The sequence below is a fragment of the Shewanella psychrotolerans genome, assembly GCF_019457595.1.
GTDB classification, from domain to species: domain Bacteria; phylum Pseudomonadota; class Gammaproteobacteria; order Enterobacterales; family Shewanellaceae; genus Shewanella; species Shewanella psychrotolerans.
This window is the reverse complement of the sequence record NZ_CP080419.1, coordinates 3,102,376-3,123,118: the sequence shown is the minus strand read 5'-3', so window position 1 is coordinate 3,123,118 and position 20,743 is coordinate 3,102,376. Positions and strand designations below refer to the sequence as shown.

Below are 20,743 nucleotides of genomic sequence, written 5' to 3'. Positions count from 1 at the left end.
AGGTTTCGCTTTTTTATTGGCTAAAGGCTTTTAACAGATCTTTCCAGGTCACAATCCCCACAATCTGTCCATGCTCAAGTACGGGTAATGAGCCTATATTGTGTTCAATAAGCAACCTACTCGCATCTTTAATACTCTTATGGGGGGCTATGGTGACGGGATCTCGGCTCATCACTTGATGAGCTCTACGTTGCAGGGTTTCAGAGTCGCGTTCAGTTTCATTGATGGCACCGACATTAGGGCTCAAGGTTCGCAGGTAATCTCGTTCTGACAATACCCCTTGCAACTTGTTGTCCTCGATCACTAATAGGTGATGAAATGGAGCACTGTCGAAGATCTCTTTGACGACGGTAAGCCTATCATCCATCTCTATAGTGACCACTCGGGTACTCATAATATCTGCAACCTTTATTGTCATCGCAATCTCCTTGTTATGTTACTTATAACAGACAATTGTGTGTTCAACAATCCAGCAACTTTTTTCCATTCTCGCTTTATAGCAATCAGTATAAGAAAGCGATTTACTCAGCGTGTTCTAAATACCTAAGGCATTCTCCCCATCCCTGGAGGGCAGATGTTGTGAATGTCTTTAATGCACGACGATATGGATCTAGGAGCTTGGGTAACGCATGACGCAGTTACCGAGGAGTAATTAAGGGTCTTGCTTCATAAGTGCTAACCTTTAGTACTACATCGTCGCTGAGCGCTCGCATCTTTATACTGATTGATATGGTGACGTGACTTAACGGTTTACGATTAAATCAGAGGGAAGGGTGATGATAAAAGTACTGCCTTGCTCTGGTGTTGAGGCTATCTGTATCTCACCTCCAAGGACTTGGGTCACTATGTTATAGACGATGTTCATTCCTAAGCCGCTACCGCCTTTTCCTCTTTTGGTTGTAAAGAAGGGCTGAAACACTTGGCTTTGGAGCTCATCTGACATACCACAGCCATCATCTTGGTAAGTGATTTTTATCCCAAAATCATCGTTTTCAACCGTAAGGGTTAAGTTGCCTGAGCGGCCATCAGGGTATGCGTGGATCACCGAGTTGTTGAATAGATTACTGACTATCTGATAGAAAGCTCCCGGTGTACTTTTAATATTGAGCTTTTCAGGACAGCTATAGCTGTATTTATGCTGAGTGCGAGACAGCATTGGATTAAGGGAAATAAAAATTTCATCGAGGTAAGCATGTAGATCGAATTCTCTAACATCTTCATGAGATTGATCGACAGAGACTTGCTTGAAGCTGGCAATAAGTTTGGAAGCGCGCTCTAAATTCGAGAGGATTAATTTACAACATTCAGCCACCTCAACTTGGTAAAGCACAAAGTCTTCGTGGGATACATCGCCTTGTTGATAGTTTTTGTCGAATACTTTTACACTTTCTTGTAGGTGTGATGCTGCAGTTACGCTAATGCCAATGGGAGTATTCACTTCGTGGGTAATACTCGCTACCAGACCACCAAGGGCTGCCATCTTCTCTTTATCCATAAGCTCACCCTGAGTGTGCTTTAGCTCATCCAAGATGTTGTTGAGTTCATCGTTGCGCTGTTGTAACTCCATTGTGCGTGATTGGACTCTTTGTTCAAGTTGTTGATTGAGTTCTCTAAGGGCATGTTCAGTTTCTTTTTGCTGTTGAATATTCTTTACTGTGCCAGCAAGCCGAGTTGCCTTACCGTTAGCGTCACGTTCAACAACTTGGCCACGATTTAGCACCCAAAGCCAATTACCTTGTTTATCTAATCCTCGGTAAGAGATTGAAAATTTGTCTATTTTTTCATTTATGCACTCTTTGGCCACTTGCGAAACTTTAGGCATATCTTCAGGATGGATAAGGTTGACAATGGTCTCTTCGACAAGCTCAATATTATCAGGATATTCTAAGAAGGTATTGGTTCGGCTGACTATTCCTTTAGTGATGTCCCAGTCCCAAAACTCATCACCACTTCCCCTGAGCGCCAATTGCAGACGCTGTTCACTATCAGCTATCTCATTTAGCAGTTTTGCTTGTTGTTTGTATTGGCACCATTTTCGATAGAAGAGGTAGCTTGTGAGCAAGAATGCTAACGTGAAGTAAAAGACATAGGCAAAAGGAGAACGCCATGGATCAGGCTCTATCATCACCTTCAATTGCCTAATTGGGCTGCTGATATTGTTAATATCTTTTGCGCGTACTTCAAAAATGTAGTGACCAGGGCTTAGCCCGGTAAAGTAAGTGAGCTGCTCAGAGGAAGATTTTAACCAGGTTGGGTTAAGGCCAATCATGCGGTACTCATAGCTAAGACGATTAGCATTATGTAAGTTAGGACTGTGGTAGTGGAGTGCAAAAATATTATCTTTGTGGGAGAGTAACAGCGAAGGTTTATTCAGTTCTAACGCGTTATTCACTTTATCGTTTTTAGCTGATTGATTTAAAATGTTAATTTTGGTTATTGCTGGCATATTAGGCGGCTGTCTTTTCGGAAGTAGACTCGGGTTGAAGTGATTAAGCCCGTTTATACCACCGACGTATAAGGTGTCATTTTTACCAAGAGTAGCGGCCCCAAAGTTAAATTCATTGGCTTGTAGCCCATCGATATCTGTGTAGTTAGTCGTTGTCATCGAATCAGTATCTAGGTCGGTTAATCCCTTGGTGGTCCCCAGCCAGAGATGATGTTGTTGATCGGCTAACAGCATATAGATGCTATTTCCGATAAGGCCATCTTCAGTTGTGAATAGTTGGCTAGACAAGGTTGCTGTATTAAAAAGGATTAAACCGTCATTACTGGCTATCCATAGATTATTATCTTTACCATTTATGATAGATAGCAGACTTTTTTTAGGTAATTTAACCGCAGACTCGGTATTGAAGTGACGAATTTCTCCAGTTGGCGAGATACTGATCAGGCCATCGGTAGATGAGGTTAACCAATAGAATCCTTGATCATCTTGTGTCATATCACTGATGAAATTAGTAGGAAGTCCATGGGTTTTGTTTATGCTCTTAAAGCCCTTTTCCACACCTAAATATTGAGTGATCCCTGCATCTTTAGTGGTCAGCCAGGGGCGTTTTTCGCGGTCGAAGTAAAGCGAGTAAAGCATATTGCTTGGGAGACTGTTTTTGCCTGCCGAGCCGGCTTGATAGTGGATGTAGCTTTGTTTATCTTGGGCATAAATAAAAAGCCCATCGCCCCGAGTGCCAATCCATGTTTGTCCCTTGTCATCTTGGTGTACGAAGCTGATAAAGCTTTTTGTTAATACAGTATTTTGCGGATTAAATAGTTCAAAGCCAGAAAGGTCGCCGTTGTTATCTTTTAGACCAAAGTAAACGCCCTTAGCCGTACCAATCCAAAGATCTTCATTTTCATCATGTAAAATTGCGCGAACATCAAGATTCTTTAAATTATCGGTGGGAAAGCTAAAGCCGTGAATATGACCAAAATATTTAGCATCTAAGAAAGTTTTATTAAGGCCTCCGCCTTGACTCCCAATCCAAAGCTGTTGTTCATTGTCTATCAATAATGAGGTGATCAAAGGGCTGTTGACACTGTATCGATTTTCGGCTGCTGAATTAAATAGATGCAGATGGCGCTGATTTGGCGAATATCGCGCTAATCCATAGGAGTCGTAGCCTATCCAGAGGGTGCCAAACTTATCTTGTTTTAAAGCGGAAATCGGACTCGATCGATAAGTTGTCGCTGCGACTATTTCGATAAGGTTATTATTTTGGATGTTGAGAAGAAACAGTCCTTGCGCTTGAGTGCCTAACCAGAGCGTATCGCTATTCCCTTGCTCTATTGCTGTGATCTTATTGATTGTACCTCCACCCCAACGTGAAATTTCATATTGATTTTGAAGGTGTTTAATGCTTAACAGTCCGGTATCACTGCCAAGCCAAAGGCGATCATCGTTATCACGAAACAGACAGAGTAGCTTATTACTTGGTAGACGATTATATTCCGATGATGTATCAAATCGCTGAATAATCTTACGGCTTGTTGGAGAAAAATAGAGTAATCCTTTATCGGTTGTCGCTACCCAAATATTGCCATTTTCTTCAATATCTATGTCGACAATATCATTTGGGAGTTCGCTATTTTGGTTGTTGAATCGCTCAAAAACACCGGTATCGTGATGATAGTGATTTAATCCATCATTACGAGTAATTAACCACAGCTGTTTATGTTGGTAGCGTAGCTTTTTAATATGTTTAACTGATGGGCCGTATTGATTGCCTGTGGTGTCGTATATTTTGAAGTGTTTACCATCGAACCTATTTATCCCTGCTTGGGTTGCAATCCATAGGTAGCCATCATCGTCATTCACAATATCGGTAATGGTGTTCATAGATAGACCGTCATTGGCTCCAAAGGAGTCAAATTGGGGGGGGGAGGCTAATGCGCTGCAGCAAAAACTGGTCGCGAATAGTAACAAAACAACAATTGCTTTCATTTAAGCAAGCCGGATAGGTATTCGTTGATGTTAAGTCTTTAAGTTTAGGAGTGATTTGGGAAATTGCGAGTAATGCAAATGAAGATAATATCCAGAGCAGCAGATGCTGCTCTGGTTGGTGAGTACAATATTTAAAAAACTAGGTGGGCTACCCCTGCAATAACGGGCAGAGTCACTAATGTTCTTAGAATAAACACCACAAATAGTTCAACGATATTTACAGGGATTTTACTGCCGATAAGCAGGGCACCGACTTCACTCATATAGATAAGTTGAGTGACTGACATCGCTGCAATAATAAACCGAGTCATGTCTGATTCTATTGAGCTTGCTAAAATAGATGGAATAAACATATCAGCAAAGCCAACCACGATCGTTTTCGAAGCTTCGGTGGCTTCTGGTACTTGTAGTAGCTCCAAAAGTGGGATGAACGGCATACCAAGATAATTAAAAATCGGTGTATATTCGGCAATTATCAAGGCGACGGTGCCTATTGCCATCACAATAGGAATAACCCCAAAAATCATATCAATAACGTTTTTTAATCCATCTTTAAGGGTGTGAACAATGCCTTCAGATTTTTCTGCTTTTGCCATTGCTTGCTCAAATCCCCACGCAAACACGCCTTTACCTTTGGGAACCACTTCATCGTCTGGATGACGCGGTGTGTCGTCGATATAGTGATCTTTTTTCCATGACAGAGGTGGAAGTTTAGGCACTACGATAGCGGCAACAATACCCGCAAGACAAACAGTTAGGTAGAAGGGAACAAATAGATGTTCTAGTTTAACTTGTGATATCACCACTAATGAGAAAGTGATCGATACTGCCGAGAAGGTGGTTCCGATAACGGCCGCTTCTCTTTGAGTATAAAAACGTGACTCATATTGTTTGCTCGTCATCAAGATACCAACACTACCATCGCCAAGCCAAGAGGCCATACAATCGATAGCACTGCGACCAGGAAGGTTAAACACTGGGCGCATTATCTTGGTTAGTAGAGTGCCAAATAATTCTAATAGGCCGAAATTAAGTAGTAATGGAAGTAACATACCTGCAAAGATAAAAACGCAAAATAATACAGGCAGTAGATCATTTAACACTAGGGCTCCAGTGTTTGCCGATGTGATGGCTTCTGGCCCTATGCCTGCATACGTGAGTACGATAAACACTGCGCCAACCACTCGGACAATCGCCCACATAAGACTGACATTTAGCAATGAATGCATGAAATGGTGTTGTAATAGCATCCTTGGCTTAAGCAGTTTACACACTAAGGTTCCGAGCGCGGTTATCACGACTATACTCGTTACGATTGCTGTAGCGGCATCGCCCAGCAGGTTTTGTAGTCCTTTGGATACAACCGCGATGGGAATGGTGATCGCATCTTGATAACTGATTGGCGTCATAAATAACAACAGGCCGATCAGTGATGGAATAAGAAAAGTCAAAAATGTCTTTATGTTATGGGGTTGTTTTTCAGCCACTTTGTTTTGCCCTAAATTACGCTGTTTTTACAACGGCAATAAATTAATCAAAAATCCATAAAACGATTTACTATGAATATCCATTCACGAATAAGCGGGGAAGGTTACCCCCTAAGTCTAGTGATGTAAAACCTTTATCTTGCTCGATGAATAGAATCACTACAGCAGAATAGTTATTAGCACTTTGTGACTAATTATATTGTACTGGATATCCTTAGATTTGCATCATGTATTTTTTGGTTAATTTTGTTTTAAAACAGTGTTATATAGGTGTTTGTTCTTTTGGTGTTTCCCTGTGGTTGGCATGTGGAGGGAATAAGCGCTAACCTCTAGTGTTAAATCGTCGCTGAGCGGTCACCTAATTATACTCATTGGTATAAGTGAACTGTACATCATGACGTTTTCTGTAGCACTTATAAGGTTGTATTTTGTTTATCCAATTGTTTTATATGGCAATTATAGGTTATAATGCATTTGGCGTGATGTAACCCTTATGTGGTATTTATAAAAAAATATGCGCCAGACCACTGCAGAAAAATCGCATTCGATATATGTTAGTAAGATATCAACTACAAATGATCAAGGTACCATGAACTCAAGAGAGCGTAAATTATCAAAACTAGCGTTTAGATTTGGCTTGCTTGGGCTTTTTGGCCTTCTTTTAGGCTTAGTTCTCGCGACGTTAGGTTTCAGTGATTTTAATGGTCAGGGGTTTAGTTTCTATAATTTTACCTTGAGCGAACTTGGGCAATATGGACATTCAGAATTGGCCGTAGTCTTTAATGGCGGACTTTTCTTTGGGAGTTTGAGTCTGGTATTGTTCTGTTTATTTGCACTGCAGATTTGTGACATCCCTTGGTTATACCTTTGTTTATTTTTGTCTATTCTTGCGCTACTAGCGCTTGCTATTACTGGGCTATTTCCTATTAATGTTTATCATCTCCACACCATTGGTGTTGAGTATTTTTTCCACTTTGCCGCGTTAAGTGTGGCGAGTTATTTCATCTATCTGTTAAAAAAACCACGGTCAGGCAAGCGATTTGCTGTAAAGGGCAGTTTGCCTCTTTGTCTGTTGAGTCTGGTCATTTTTGGACTGTTTATCATTTTAGCGCATATTGATTTGGGGATGGTGGATGATGGACGCTGGTTTTACCATGATATGACAATGGTTGAGCCGCGCCCTGCATATTGGTGGCCAGCTATACTAGAATGGCTATCTTTGTTGATGTTTATGCTTTGGATATTCTCGCTGGTATGGAGCCAGCGAGACGTTAAACGCTAAACTACTCGGTTAAATCCTGCTTGCTTAAACCAATAGCCGTTGGCGCCATCGCTGCTTTGTGGCTGACTCGCCTTTAAGTTTGATGCGATAACTAGCGCATCGACTGATGAAGGGGACACCCTAAAATAGTCAACGCCCATTCTTTCCATCTCGACTTGCTGATCTCGTAAATCGATATGAGTCGCGGATTGGGTTTGAATGCCATTTAAGCGCAGTAGCGGTTGCGCTTCTTGGGTTTGTGCCAAAATGCCCTTCGGATAATCGATACAGATGGTTTTACAACTATCTTTAGTTAGACCTTTGTTACGGGCGGTGAAACAGCGCGCCGAGTGCGCTAAGGGCATATAACCGTGACCAAACACTTCGACTTCTATCTGTGCTGGTGGTAGAGCAACCATAATCTGTTCAAGCCACTCTTCAGACAGCTCTAAAGGCATAACAAAGCGTTGCATCCCCCAAGAGGCTAATTTTTTCAGAGTCGCCGCATTATAGTTGTTGATAGTTGGGCCACACACAAAAGGCAACTTAAGCGACTTAGCGACCTCAACTGCGCCCATATCATTAGCTTCAATGATAAATTCACCATTATCGATTTGCTGCTTTAATGCACTAAATTCTGATTGCGCTTCGATTAGGGCCAATGTCGATAATACGACTTGCTTACCCGATGCTTTTAACATCTGAGCCAATTCTAGATAATCGGCAAATTTGATTTCTCGGCGACGACTACAAACGGTTTCACCTAGATAAACTAAAGGGATGTCGCTTGTCGCCACTTGTTGATAAAAATCGATAACTTTTGCCTTTGGCCAGCAATACTGAATCGGCCCAAGAGATACTTTCATATTGATTCCTTATGCAACTTACTGCCAAGCTCTTTCGTATGCGCCTAGTGTGGTCACTTGGCCCTCCGATACCTTAGCTAAGGCCTGATTCCATTGTGCTTGAGCGCTATAGGCGTCAGGATCGCTTAAGTAGGTATCAATTGCTTGACGCCACACTCGAGTGACTTGTTCAACATAAGCTGGACTGCGTTGGCGGCCCTCAATTTTGAGCGAGACCACATTCGATTGTGCAAGCTCAGGTAACAGACTGAGGGTATTTAAACTGGTTGGCGATTCTAATAGGTAATTGGGATTAGCGTTCTCCTGTGTCGTATAGCGCCCCTTACACACCACGGGATAACCCATTTGATCATCGATATCAGATTTATCGATAAGCACTTCGTTAAGACGTGTTAGGCGTTTTCCACCAACCTCTTGCCAGCGAACATCTTTTGCTGGTGAGCATGAGCCACCGGTATTGGGCGATTGTCCTGTAACATAAGATGACAGATGACAGCGCCCTTCAGCCATGATGCACAGACTACCAAAAGCGAAGACTTCGAGATCGACTGGGGTGACTTTAGCGAGATCACGCACTTGCTTCATCGATAACACCCTAGGTAATACCGCGCGCTCAATATTAAATTCTCGTTTATACAAACTTAGCGCACCAAGATTTGTCGCACTGGCTTGAACAGAGAGGTGCAGGGCTAAATGTGGATAATGACTATGAGCATAATCGAGTAAGGAAAGATCGGCTATAATCAATGCATCGACACCTGTGTGTGCTGCGAGATCGATAGCTTGATACCAACGTTGCTCTTCACCTGGTTTGGGAAAAGTATTAATGGTTAAGAATATTTTTTTGCCCTGCTGTTTGGTGTATTGAACCGCTTGTTCGAGTTTCTTTGGGGTGAAGTTTAGCCCAGCGAAGGAGCGGGCATTGGTGTCATCCTTTAATCCCAAATAAATCGCATCCGCACCTGCATTGAGTGCGACTTTCAGTGATGCTAAGTTGCCTGCAGGACACAAGAGTTCCATATCTGCCTCTTTCTTGAAAAGTGTGCAGTTTAAAAGGGATTGCACACTTAAATATTGATGTAAAACAGGTTTGTGATCATAAAATCTGGTTAAAATTGAAATATTTCACATTCTTGGTTAACCGCCGAGCTGATTGTATAAAATTGAGACGAGTTCAAATTCGCTGAACGCGTTTTTTGTTAGGAGTAATTAAGCGATGCAAAACAACTTGCTGGCTAATGCGGCCAAGCACCTGTTGCAATACGGTCCAAAAATGATTGCTAAACCCTTATTTATCGTGCCATTTTCTGTTAAGGCAAGGGTGTTAGAAAAGCTATTGAATCTATTGTTGACCCAGCAAATTGAAGATGACGAATTGGATTTTTTGCAACAACGTTGGGTCAAAATTGACATTCTCGATATGGCGCTGAGCTTCGAGGTGAGTTTCGATGAGCGCCTAATAGTCAGAGAGCGTGGTGAAGCCGAGGTGAGTTTCAGTGGCTGCAGTCAGGAGCTGCTGCTGATAGCTGCTGGTAAAGAAGATCCCGACACCCTATTTTTCCAGCGCCGTCTAGCAATTGAAGGTGATACCGAACTGGGGCTTGAAGTAAAAAACCTTTTACTAAGCATAGAGTTCGATACCATGCCGATGTTTTTTCGCCAAAGTATCACTCAGGCGGCGAGCATGCTCACTCAGTTACAGCGCCAGGCCAATATGCCTTGGGCCTAGCTCCATAAGCTAACGGCTGATGAGCCATTAAAAAGCGAAGCCTTAGCTTCGCTTTTTTGTCTCTATTTTTTATCGCTATTTTTATTGCGATAGGATAGAGGCGAGTGATTTATCACTCGAAGGCTTAATCGATAGGCTTACCCGTGATCAGGTGATATTTGATCAGGAGTTCATCCTCTGATTCGACATGAGCGGGATCGGGATCGATACAGTCTATCGGGCAGACAGAGACGCAGGTCGGCTTGTCATAATGACCGACACACTCGGTGCACAGGTTGGGATCTATCTCATAGATCTCTTCACCCATGGTGATCGCCTGGTTAGGACATTCAGGTTCACACATGTCGCAGTTAATACAGCTGTCGTCGATCAGTAATGCCATCTATTTGTAATACCTTGTTTCTGTTTTTAATAACAATCGCTTACATATGGGGCGGATTGTTGTAGATACTTTACGTTAGGCCGTATAAGGGCCTTTGTTTCACTTTGATTTTCCATTTTCAGTAACACAAAATAGCCACACAAACTTGGCCGAGTTTAATGTGATTCTTCTAACCCAAATGAAGAATATTTCTATCTTATTTAGTGGAGAAAATAGCTTGAACCTATTGTATCACAGCGTTCGGATAGACCTAGCCTATCAGATTATAAATCAGCATTGGCCAAGTGGTAATCACTTGCATCAGTCACTTACACCACCCTACTTACCTACACACATACAATCTTGTGTTACGGTGTCGAAAAAAATTTTGGTTTATGACGGAAATCATAGGTGTCTACGAAGTTAGGGACTTACAAGTGGCGATTCAGTGAGTTCAAAGCGATAGACTACAATGTGAATAAAAAATCGAACAAGATATATTATGGTACAGTACAAATGATGAATAAATGGCCATAATTTAAGGCTGTTCGACCAAAAACATTTTAAATCAAGCAATTAAATACCTTACTTTGGCTCTGGCAGTCACAAGTAATGGTTCGTGGCTGCCAGTTCCAATCTATAAGACTATTTTTTCAAATCAGGTTTATATTCATGACAATATGAGCAATAGTTCTTCGTTAGCTTATTTTGTTCATGACAGTTAGTGCAATCAACATAGCCACCGTGGATGGAATTATGTGGATTCCACTTGCCGAGTTCAGCGGTTTTAGCCGCATTTTCTTCATAAGAACCATGACATTCCAAACATTGTTCAGCTTGTGTATAGCCTTGATGCATTTGATCCAGCGAAGATTGGCTCTGTTTCGCTAGTGCGATGCTAGAACCTGCTATAAAAAGTGAAATACATAATAAACTTTTTAATAATTTCATTTTAAACTCCTGTTATAGCGTGTTTAGCAGATAAGTAACCAAATGTAATTGCACGGCCCATTGATGTACCTGGAATATGACGAGGGTAATTACCGGAAAAGAAATCACCTGACGCATTACCAGCAGCATAAAGACCTTTAATAACTTCGCCTTTAGTGTTTAACACTCGACCATGCTCATCGATAATTAATCCGCTAACCGTGGCAAGAATTACGCTATTACACACCAATGCATAGATTTTATTACCATCAAATGCCTTGGCAAACTCCATGTCTCTATTGAAGTCCTGATCTTTCCCATCCTTCTTAAAGGCATTAAATTTCTTAACGGTATTGACCAGATTACCTTTTGGCATTTTCATCAGCTTTTCTAATTCACTAGGTGAATTAGCTTCGAATAACCATCCTTTCTCTTTAAGGACTTTGAATGCAGCAATCGCTTTATCAAATGTTTCTTTATTTTTAGAAATCATGGTGTCATCAAATAACAACCAGCTTTGTTTGCCAAAGCTTGCTTGACGGTTAGTTGCATTTGAAATGAATTGGAAAGCGGTGTCTTCACGAACAAAACGCTCACCATCATCATTAACCATGGCATAGAGCCCCATGGCTCTTAATGTACGAACGGCCGGGATATGGAATGATTCTGGACTACCAAAAGTGAAATTCATTACGGCATGAGGAACAGGATCCATTGCTGCACCAACTTTTAGCCCCATCATATGGCCATCCCCCGTAGTCCCCCAACATGGGTTCCACCATGAAGCTGAAGAGTAATCTTCAGGACGTAAATACGCCTTCATCATTTCAGGGTTAGCATCGTAACCACCAGTAGCTAAAATCACGCCCTTCTTAGCGTTGATTTTAACGTATTTGCCATCTTCTTTGGCAATGACCCCCGTTACTCTTCCTGAGCTATCGATAACAAGTTGCGCCGCTGGCGTACTATACTTAGCTGTGATATTTGGATGTTTCTTAGCGATTTTTGTCAAATCTTGAATAATATACAAACCGACATGACCACTTCTAAAACGCACATCTTTTGGCAGACCAGGAGTGTTATAGAACATACACTCGGCATCAATAACGGGTGCGCCAGTGTTGGGATACTTTGGACGTAATGGCATTGGCGCAATAACCACCCCAGTTCCCGCTTTTTCGAACATTTGTTCCATAAAGTCTGACGCTTCACCTGATTTTTCTACATAGGTTCTAACAACATCGGGACCAATACGATAATTAGCTGAACGGTGCATTTCACCAAGTAAAACGGCTTTATCGGTCTTAATGCCAGCTTCACGTTGTGTTCTTGAATCAACGGCACCAAAACATTCGAAAGCACCACGACCTTCTGTCATTTTCTCGATTAAAACGACTTTTGCACCATCCTCTGCGCCTTTCAGTGCGGCTATTAGGCCAGACATGCCACCACCGACAACTGCGATATCGCAGTTATATTCTTTGGTGATCTCATTTTTAGCAATTTTGCGATCTTCGAAACCAATAGGGCCTTTAGGGCCTTGAGATTTTCCTTTTTTTACATAGATTTGTTGTACGTCATCGCCAAAAGCTTTCTCATAAACACTCTTATCTTCTAGGTGCTTAGATTCACCAGCAACAGCGGTACCGAATACGCTTGCCGCACCAACAGCAATACCAGCAGTACCCGCATTTTTTAGAAAATCTCTTCTAGAGATATCTGTTTTAAACTTACTCATAAACACTCCTTAAGCGTTATAATTAAATTTTTATTATTTTAAATCTAGAGATCTATATCGTTAATTAATATTAAGCAGAAGAATATCGAACACAGAACTCTAAAGTATATATGGGTTCAAAATTGAAAATACTTTAGATGTTAGAAATTAAACCTTGCACCAATAGTGAAAGAGTCATCTTCAGGATTGGTATTGCCACCGACAAAGAAGTCATTATCTCCAGTATATTTCGCATATTCGACCATGAAGTCTAATTCTTTAGTATAAGAATATGTCACACTTCCAATAACTAAGCCAAGATCATCTCTAGACGCTAACTCTGAATTGACCAGTTGGTAAGAAAGTCCATATTTAAAATCATCTTGTTTAATTGATATGGCAACAGAATGAACTTGCTCGCTATAACCCTCTATACTCGTTGCCGAGAATGCGTTTTCACTGTATTCACCTGTATATGCAAGGGTAAGATTATTGAATGTATAATCAGCACCAAAAGAATAACGGTTATAATGATGGTTATCTGCATTGCCACTGAATTTTTCATCGATACGATTTAAGTTTATCACCGCGTTGAATTTGCCAGCCGAATATAATATTCGACCAACAAGAACATCATCATTTGCACCATCATTACTATTTGGGTTTACCAGTGCCATTTTAGCTTGGAACTTTCCCATAGCCGAGTCATACCAAGGTGTAACATAAGCGATAATACTATCTGAATATTTGCCTTGTCTAAATAGCATTTTATTCATTGTGTATTGCTCTGAATTAGAGAAAGGATGAATATCCACTCGCTTATAAAGGTTCAAATAGGCACCAGAGTAACCTTTACCCACGTAGAATGAACCATAATCTGTGCTAAATATTAACGATGCCACACGTAATGCAAACTCATCACTTTCATTGGTAGCGATAAAGCGGTCGCCACTGGCTGCGTAATAGCCTTCCAATTGGTATGAAACGTCAATGTCTTTAACTTTTACCTTGTCTTTATAACCAGCAAAACCAGTAGCAATTCCGGTTTGCTGATCTAAATTATCTTTCCAGTTAGCCATTACATTGGCTTCGCCATAAAAACCATTATCGGCAAAGACGCTAAAACAAGAAAACGCAGCAATACCCACTACTAATTTAGATAGTTTCATATTATCTCCATGATTAACATTTAATTTTTAAAATAGAATGAAGCAATGAAAATACCGAAGGTATTTATCATAATTAAATTTAAAATACTGCTTTAAGCGCAATATCAAATAGGGCTTGGTATAATTAAAAAATAGGTGTAACTATTTATTTGAAGGTGATTGATTACCCTCTCTTTTTAAAAGGTAGTTATTGATGATGGTGTGAATATCATTGAAATCTATTTTTATGTCATTTTTTATTCTTTCATTAAGTATTGATAGGTATCCATTGTAAAGAGATTTAAGAGGTGCGTTAATACAACTGTTAAAGTAAACTTTATTCGAGACGCACCCAACAATACCTCTGGCATGTATTCTGTAGGTGTTTAATAGTGGTTTAATCTCTTGCTCTTTAAACATGTTCTCCTTAATAAACATGCTTTCAACTTCATCAAAGGTTTCATTAAGATCTGTTAAGGCTATTTTTAGCTGGCTGAAAAGATATTTGGAACTAAAGTTATTAACGGCTGATGTCGAAGCAATCATTGATACACTATCTGCAGGAGAATAATTAAGAAAAACCCTAAACACATCAAACATACATGCTAAGATCATCTTTTCACTTACCGACAGATTATGGTTAGATAGTATTGTTTTATTAAATGAAACAATTTCATTAATATTGTTAATATATATCCCCATAATCACGTCTTCTTTACTATTATAATTATGGTATAAAGTCGATTTTGAACAACAGCACATTTTTGAAAGTTTTGTGAATGAAAATGAAGAAAGGCCTTCTTCCGATATTAAAATGGCTGCATTCTTTAAAATTTTATATTCAATCTTTGACATAAGGCCTGTCTCCTTTAGAAACATAATATAATTTTAGTTTTAACCAAGTTGTGACAAAAGTCATACTTGATGAGTACATTTTGTACCATTTTAAAAGTCGGTTTATATGCTTTTAAATCAGTCATTTACAGTGCACGCCAAGAGGGGGGACGAATTGTATGGGTTCATGTTGGGGAGTGGGGAAGTGCTCAGAAAATGGTGTTCAACGCATGGTAATTATAAAGGTAGTAGAACTGGGGGGAAATTAGTGTACTGGTATCAGAGGCGGCGTGTACTGAAGTTATTGGTAGTTGGCCGGTGAGTGTGACTTCGCTGGGATAATCTAAATTGGCCAGTAAAGAGCCTTTCAAACAGGTTTGTGCTACAGCCATAATAAACAAATTTTAGGCTGTAACACAAAGAAGTGTTGTTATGTAAAGTGCTGTTATTAAAAGGTTATAGATTAAAGTTCACACATGTCGCAGTTAATACAGCTGTCGTCGATCAATAATGCCATTGAGTTGTATCCAATTACACCGCTGTGTGCGGGTTACGGGTATTTTGTCCGTCGTTTAGGTTGCGCATTAAAATCGCTTTATCGATTTCAACTTCTTGTGGCACAGGTAAGAACACGAAATGCCCTGAACCTAGTCCGGCCTCGACGCGCTCGCCTTTACGATTCTCCAGATGATCGATAGTCAGGTTGATATTGCCCTGAGGGGTCATCAATTCAACACTGTCGCCGACAGAGAATTTGTTTTTTACATCGATCTCGGCCATGCCTTTCTCATTACGTTTACCTGTGAGTTCGCCCACAAATTGTTGGGTGTCGCTAATAGAGTAACCATAGTCGTAATTTTGATATTCATCATGTACGTGGCGACGCAGGAAGCCTTCGGTGTAGCCTCGGTGTGCTAGCCCTTCTAGCTGATACATGAGCGCCGGATTAAATTCACGGCCGGCAGCGGCATCTTCAATCGCCTGGCGATAGAGCTGAGCAGTTCGCGCCACATAGTAGAAGGACTTGGTACGGCCTTCAATTTTCAGTGAATCTATGCCCATCTTAGTCAGACGCTCGACGTGCTGAATGGCGCGCAGATCTTTAGAGTTCATGATATAGGTACCATGCTCATCTTCAAATGCTGGCATGTATTCACCGGGACGTCCCGCTTCTTGAAGTAACACCACTTCATTACTAGGCTGACCAGCGCCTAAGGTTGGATTGTGAACCTGCACCTCAGGGTTAACCGCCACTATGTCACCTGTTTCGGTTTGTACCGCTTCGTGAGCATCATATTTCCAGCGGCATGCATTGGTGCAGGTGCCTTGATTGGGATCGCGTTTATTGATGTAACCGGAGAGTAAGCAGCGTCCAGAGTAGGCCATGCACAGGGCGCCGTGGACGAAGACTTCGAGTTCAATATCAGGGCAGCGCTGGCGGATCTCTTCAATTTCATCAAGCGAGAGCTCGCGAGAGAGGATCACACGTTTGATGCCTTGCTGCTGCCAAAACTTAACCGAGGCCCAGTTAATGGCGTTGGCTTGTACAGAGAGATGCACAACCTGATCTGGAAACGCTTCGCGAACCATCATAATAAGACCTGGGTCTGACATGATCAGCGCATCGGGTTGCATCGCAACCACTGGCTCCATATCTTTGATGTAGGTTTTTAGTTTGGTGTTATGGGGCGCAATGTTACTGACCACATAGAGTTTTTTACCTAGGCTATGGGCTTCTTGGATACCTGTTGCTAGGTTTTCCATTTTGAAATCATTGTTTCTGACACGCAGGCTATATCTTGGCTGACCTGCATAGACTGCATCTGCGCCATAAGCAAAGGCGTAACGCATATTTTTAAGCGTCCCAGCAGGAGACAGTAGCTCAGGTTTAAACATAATTTCTCTCAATTAACAGGGTTCAATCTAACTTGGGGCGGGCATTTTACTCAATGGGGGGAGACTTATGCAAATTAGAAATTGTTTATTTTGTGGTCAAGCAGTGATCAGCTAGGAAAAAATGTTGGATATCCAATAAAATTAAGCCAATTAGTAACCTATAATCTGAAACTTAGCTAAAATTAAACAAATTTTTAACTGGATGTGCGATTTTTACCATCGCGCTCATTGAGAGTCCTGATATACTCTGCTCCATCATTAATGGGCTGATCTGTTTTTTAAGGAATACGAATGTCTAACGAGCATCAACTACTGGTTGGGTTATTGAAAAAGTTGAAGGCTGATGCCTTAGTTTTACCAACTTTACCCGAGGTAGCAATGCGCGTTCAAGAAGTCGTGTCCAGGCCTGATTCTAGCCCTAAGCAGGTGGCTGAAATTATTGGTCAAGACGCCGCTATTTCTGCCCGAATGATTAAAGTCGCTAACAGTGCCATGTATAGCCGAGGTGTTAAGGCTGAAAATATCACCAGTGCAGTAACTCGCATTGGTTTGACTCAGATTAAGTCCATTGCGACATCGGTGGCAATGGAACAGCTGTTTATCTCTACTAATGAAATGGTATGGGAGGTGATGGATGAGGTTTGGAGTTCATCAATCGAAGTCACCTCAGCTGCTTGTGCTCTATTGCTTAAATATTCTAAGACTCATAAGGGATGCGGTTTAAATTACGACACGCTGACATTGGCGAGCTTGGTACATAATATCGGTGCTTTACCTGTGTTGACTGAGGCGGAGGTTAATCCTCATCTGTTTACCAGTATCGATCAGCTGCGAGCTCTGGTGCGTAAGATGCAGGGCCCCATAGGGCGTGCGGTACTTAAAAGCTGGGATTTTTCTCCAGAGGTAATGGAGGTTGTCGAGCGATGGGCCGATCTTCCCTATCTTCCTGAACGAGTGACCTATTTGGATTTTGTCCGTGCGGCAGCGTTTTATACCGGCGAATTACGTTCGGGACATGAATTGGAAGAGCGCTTGGATGTTTTTGCTCAACGTGGCTTGCCTGTCTCACCAGAATATTTAGGCTCAGATGAGTTTCTTGATAATTATCATTCAATTAAGTTGAGTTACGAATAGTTGTTACTTGCGGTAATCTTTGCTAATAATGGTCAGTCATTTCGCTACACTAAGCATTAAAGGTAAGCTGTGGGTGTTACAGAACTTTATTGGATAATTGTTTATATTGTTGCCATAGGCATCGCTGGTATCATTTATTGTTACTGGCATCGACGAGTTGAGGTAAAGTTTCTTAGTCGGCTTATCAATCAGCTACGAACGCAAAATAAAGTTCGCCAAGCCCTTAACATCAACCATATTCCATTTCGTTACATTCCTTTATATGTTCAGCTACAACAACTATTAAATACTCTGCCGCCTCCGGCCGGCCGCGATAAGCTTACGGGCTTAATTAATCGAGTTGGTTTAAAATCTCAGTTAACGCGATTAATGCCTGTTACTGAAGGGACGTTTGTACTCATCGATATTTATCGATTTAGGTATGTAAACGATCTCTTTGGCTTCTCTTTTGGAGATAAGTTACTTTTGGCCATGAGCGAACGCCTAAAGCGACAAGTGAGTGAACAAGACATGCTGGCGCGTATGAATGAGGACGAGTTTCTTATTTTCTTTAAAACGCCGCTGAATGAGACCCAACTAAGTGTTTTGCAACATACATTGCAGCAACCCGTCAGTATTAATGACACGCTTATTAATTTACAGATACAAGTTGGATATTTAGATCTGTCGTTATATCACAGCGATGTCAGCCAGATGCTAAGACGGTTGGATTTAGCCTTAGTGAGGGCGAAATCGAGTAGTAACTTAGTGGCGAGCTATCGGGAAGGGGATGATATTAGCCAACATCGTCAACTGACATTGATTAGCTGTTTTCCCAAGGCACTTAAAAACAATGAACTCTACATGGTTTATCAGCCAAAATACAACGTCGCTGGGGGTAATTGTCGTCATGCTGAAGCCTTAATTCGTTGGAATAGCTCGGCTTTAGGTCCTGTGTCACCTGGCGAGTTTATTCCTTTGCTTGAATGTGCAGGGATGATTAGCATGCTAAGTCAGTGGGTGATCGAACAAGTTTTGATGCAGCTGCGGCAATGGAAACGTAGCGGACTCGTGATACAAGTGGCTGTTAATTTGGCAATCGATGATCTTAATGGTAACCAGCTTAGCGAGTCTATTATTGCCCAATTGAAGCAATATGATCTGAGCGCAGACCTATTTGCGATAGAGATCACTGAAAGCCAATTAATGACCGATATGACGCGAGCTGTTGCAGTGTTAAATAAACTGAAACGAGCAGGAGTTAATGTTGCAATAGATGACTTTGGTACCGGTCATTCATCACTTGCTTACCTTAAGCTTCTGCCTGTTGATGAAGTTAAAATTGATAAAGCTTTCCTCGACAATATCGATGATGATAAGCGGGGGCTACATATCCTCAAGAGTGCGATTGAGCTTGCTAAAGGGCTGGATTTTTCGGTCACCGTTGAGGGGGTCGAGACTCAGACCGTTTTTGATATGCTCTGTGACATGGACGTCGATAAAATTCAAGGCGATCTTTATGCGAAACCAATGACCGCGGCTGAATTAGAGATGAACTGGCGTAAGCTCAATCGCGCTGAGTTATAACGGAATTTTTTCGCTGAAATTCTGGCTTAATAAGTTTATAACGTCTGGGGACATAGGTGCTAGTTGACGGGCCTTATTCATACAGACCATCTCTATCTGTGCGGTAACGGCAGGCTTCTTACCATTGGGCCGCCAAATCTCTTGCTGCCATACCGTGCGGTATTTACTTTCGAAATAAAACTTTGTTCTCACATCAATAATTTCAGCAAACTCAACGCCATCATGACATATCATATCACTGCGATACACCGCAAATCCAAGACCATGGATATCCCAAAGGCTTGACAGTAGATTCGCGCCGATAACATGTTCTCGTGCCCGCTCAAAATACTTCAAAAAGTTAGGGTGATAGACCACACCGGAGAAGTCCGTGTCTTCATAATATATCTGTACAGGAAAGTGAAACGTCGAACTAAAGTGTGGGGTTCCAGCGCTATTCATGGTTTATATCATCATAATAAAGAGCCCAAGTTTAACATACTAACTATTTAGAATGCAGTGTATGAGTAAGCACTGTATATCGTGCTCATTCAATTGATGTTTGAATCGATCCCATTATTTTGTTGTAACTACCGTCTTGCTTTAGTGATTTAAGGCCTTGATCTAATTTATCTGCAAATAACTGGGCACTCGGGCTGTGCTTAGAAAACGCGAGGTAGAGTTCCCCTTTATGATTGGGAACACTCTTGCTGATGACATTTGAAACGCCCATTTCGTTAATATACTGTTTGGCAACCTGATCATACATAATGATTGCATCGAGACGATTGAGCAGCAGTAAGTTGATCAGCTGATTATGATTGTTAACTTTAACGATGTTGAGATGAGTCAGGTTAATCAGTTCATCACCATATTCATAACCTTCAATAATACCTATTTTACTGTTTTTAGGTATATCCCATTTAGTTTGAGCCGTAATTGGGTGCGCATTGTTTTGATAAAAAGAGGCTGTTGTTGAAAAGAGTGGTTCGCTGCCAAAAATGAATCGGTTTACTGTACTTTGCTCTTTGTGTAGATTGAAAACCCCGTCTACCAAGCCACTATCAGCCATAACCAGCCCCCTAGCGTAGGACACGACAATAGTGTCGACATTGATATTCATTCGAGAAAATGCTTGATAGATCAAATCGTGTGATAAACCTTTGCCATTGTGATCTGCAAAAGGTGCCCAATTGTCTTCTGCAGCGATTTTGATATTGTGCGGGATTTGATCGGCTTGTAATGATGGATGCCACATTAGGCAAATTGCAAATAGGCATTGCATGGTCCATTGGACATATTTCAGCATTTTAATCCTTGAAGTAAAGCATCCTAGAGCAGGTATCATAAGCTGTTTTAAATCATATAAAAATGAATAATTCGTACATTTTATCGGTTCT

The 20,743-nt window shown here is 41.2% G+C and carries 17 protein-coding genes; 4 read left to right on the top strand and 13 right to left on the bottom strand.

Translation table 11 applies throughout. From position 1 onward, the window contains the following. Nucleotides 1-13: 13 nt before the first annotated feature. The 3 genes from K0I62_RS13825 to K0I62_RS13815 all read right to left on the bottom strand — a co-directional run bounded on the left by K0I62_RS13825 (nt 14) and on the right by K0I62_RS13815 (nt 5,922). Nucleotides 14-418, bottom strand: coding sequence for a CBS domain-containing protein (locus K0I62_RS13825; protein ID WP_220068669.1), 405 nt, complete (start codon nt 416-418; stop codon nt 14-16). A 324-nt stretch (nt 419-742) separates the two neighbouring features. Beyond that, the gene (locus tag K0I62_RS13820; protein WP_220068668.1) at nt 743-4,435 is read right to left on the bottom strand and encodes a two-component regulator propeller domain-containing protein; all 3,693 of its coding nucleotides are present in this window, start codon (nt 4,433-4,435) and stop codon (nt 743-745) included. A gap of 131 nt (nt 4,436-4,566) precedes the next feature. Continuing rightward, entirely contained in the window at nt 4,567-5,922 is a 1,356-nt protein-coding gene (locus K0I62_RS13815; protein ID WP_434086814.1) for a YjiH family protein, read from the bottom strand. A 589-nt stretch (nt 5,923-6,511) separates the two neighbouring features. On the opposite strand from K0I62_RS13815, the gene K0I62_RS13810 reads away from it, so the two are divergent. Then, complete coding sequence (locus K0I62_RS13810; RefSeq protein ID WP_220068667.1) at nt 6,512-7,204, top strand: hypothetical protein; 693 nt, start codon at nt 6,512-6,514, stop codon at nt 7,202-7,204. Here K0I62_RS13810 and K0I62_RS13805 read toward each other — a convergent pair. Next, entirely contained in the window at nt 7,201-8,049 is an 849-nt protein-coding gene (locus K0I62_RS13805; protein WP_220068666.1) for a U32 family peptidase, read from the bottom strand. The genes K0I62_RS13810 and K0I62_RS13805 overlap by 4 nt on opposite strands. Before the next feature lie 18 nt (nt 8,050-8,067). Next, nucleotides 8,068-9,069: a ubiquinone anaerobic biosynthesis protein UbiU gene (ubiU, locus tag K0I62_RS13800; RefSeq protein WP_220068665.1), complete on the bottom strand. Its 1,002-nt coding sequence runs from the start codon at nt 9,067-9,069 to the stop codon at nt 8,068-8,070. Between the two features lie 196 nt (nt 9,070-9,265). On the opposite strand from ubiU, the gene ubiT reads away from it, so the two are divergent. Beyond that, the gene (ubiT, locus tag K0I62_RS13795) at nt 9,266-9,778 is read left to right on the top strand and encodes a ubiquinone anaerobic biosynthesis accessory factor UbiT (RefSeq protein ID WP_220068664.1); all 513 of its coding nucleotides are present in this window, start codon (nt 9,266-9,268) and stop codon (nt 9,776-9,778) included. Between the two features lie 124 nt (nt 9,779-9,902). Here ubiT and K0I62_RS13790 read toward each other — a convergent pair whose 3' ends face one another. The 6 genes from K0I62_RS13790 to trhP all read right to left on the bottom strand — a co-directional run bounded on the left by K0I62_RS13790 (nt 9,903) and on the right by trhP (nt 16,664). Further along, complete coding sequence (locus K0I62_RS13790; protein ID WP_220068663.1) at nt 9,903-10,160, bottom strand: YfhL family 4Fe-4S dicluster ferredoxin; 258 nt, start codon at nt 10,158-10,160, stop codon at nt 9,903-9,905. 624 nt (nt 10,161-10,784) lie between these two features. Further along, nucleotides 10,785-11,090 carry a cytochrome c3 family protein gene (locus K0I62_RS13785; protein WP_220068662.1) on the bottom strand — a complete coding sequence of 102 codons (306 nt, stop codon included), beginning with the start codon at nt 11,088-11,090 and terminating at the stop codon, nt 10,785-10,787. Between the two features lies 1 nt (nt 11,091). Beyond that, complete coding sequence (locus tag K0I62_RS13780) at nt 11,092-12,807, bottom strand: FAD-binding protein (protein WP_220068661.1); 1,716 nt, start codon at nt 12,805-12,807, stop codon at nt 11,092-11,094. Between the two features lie 140 nt (nt 12,808-12,947). After that, nucleotides 12,948-13,955: a porin gene (locus K0I62_RS13775; RefSeq protein ID WP_220068660.1), complete on the bottom strand. Its 1,008-nt coding sequence runs from the start codon at nt 13,953-13,955 to the stop codon at nt 12,948-12,950. A 141-nt stretch (nt 13,956-14,096) separates the two neighbouring features. Next, complete coding sequence (locus K0I62_RS13770; protein ID WP_220068659.1) at nt 14,097-14,789, bottom strand: TetR/AcrR family transcriptional regulator; 693 nt, start codon at nt 14,787-14,789, stop codon at nt 14,097-14,099. Between the two features lie 510 nt (nt 14,790-15,299). Next, nucleotides 15,300-16,664 (bottom strand): prephenate-dependent tRNA uridine(34) hydroxylase TrhP, encoded by a 1,365-nt coding sequence (gene trhP / locus K0I62_RS13765; protein ID WP_220068658.1) that lies wholly within the window; start codon nt 16,662-16,664, stop codon nt 15,300-15,302. 291 nt (nt 16,665-16,955) lie between these two features. On the opposite strand from trhP, the gene K0I62_RS13760 reads away from it, so the two are divergent. Both K0I62_RS13760 and K0I62_RS13755 read left to right on the top strand, forming a co-directional pair. Next, complete coding sequence (locus tag K0I62_RS13760; RefSeq protein ID WP_220068657.1) at nt 16,956-17,798, top strand: HDOD domain-containing protein; 843 nt, start codon at nt 16,956-16,958, stop codon at nt 17,796-17,798. Nucleotides 17,799-17,867: 69 nt separating this feature from the next. After that, entirely contained in the window at nt 17,868-19,364 is a 1,497-nt protein-coding gene (locus K0I62_RS13755) for a putative bifunctional diguanylate cyclase/phosphodiesterase (protein ID WP_220068656.1), read from the top strand. On the opposite strand, the gene K0I62_RS13750 is transcribed toward K0I62_RS13755, so the two are convergent. After that, the gene (locus K0I62_RS13750) at nt 19,359-19,805 is read right to left on the bottom strand and encodes a thioesterase family protein (RefSeq protein WP_220068655.1); all 447 of its coding nucleotides are present in this window, start codon (nt 19,803-19,805) and stop codon (nt 19,359-19,361) included. The genes K0I62_RS13755 and K0I62_RS13750 overlap by 6 nt on opposite strands. Before the next feature lie 85 nt (nt 19,806-19,890). Then, nucleotides 19,891-20,652: a substrate-binding periplasmic protein gene (locus K0I62_RS13745; RefSeq protein WP_220068654.1), complete on the bottom strand. Its 762-nt coding sequence runs from the start codon at nt 20,650-20,652 to the stop codon at nt 19,891-19,893. Between the last annotated feature and the right edge of the window lie 91 nt (nt 20,653-20,743).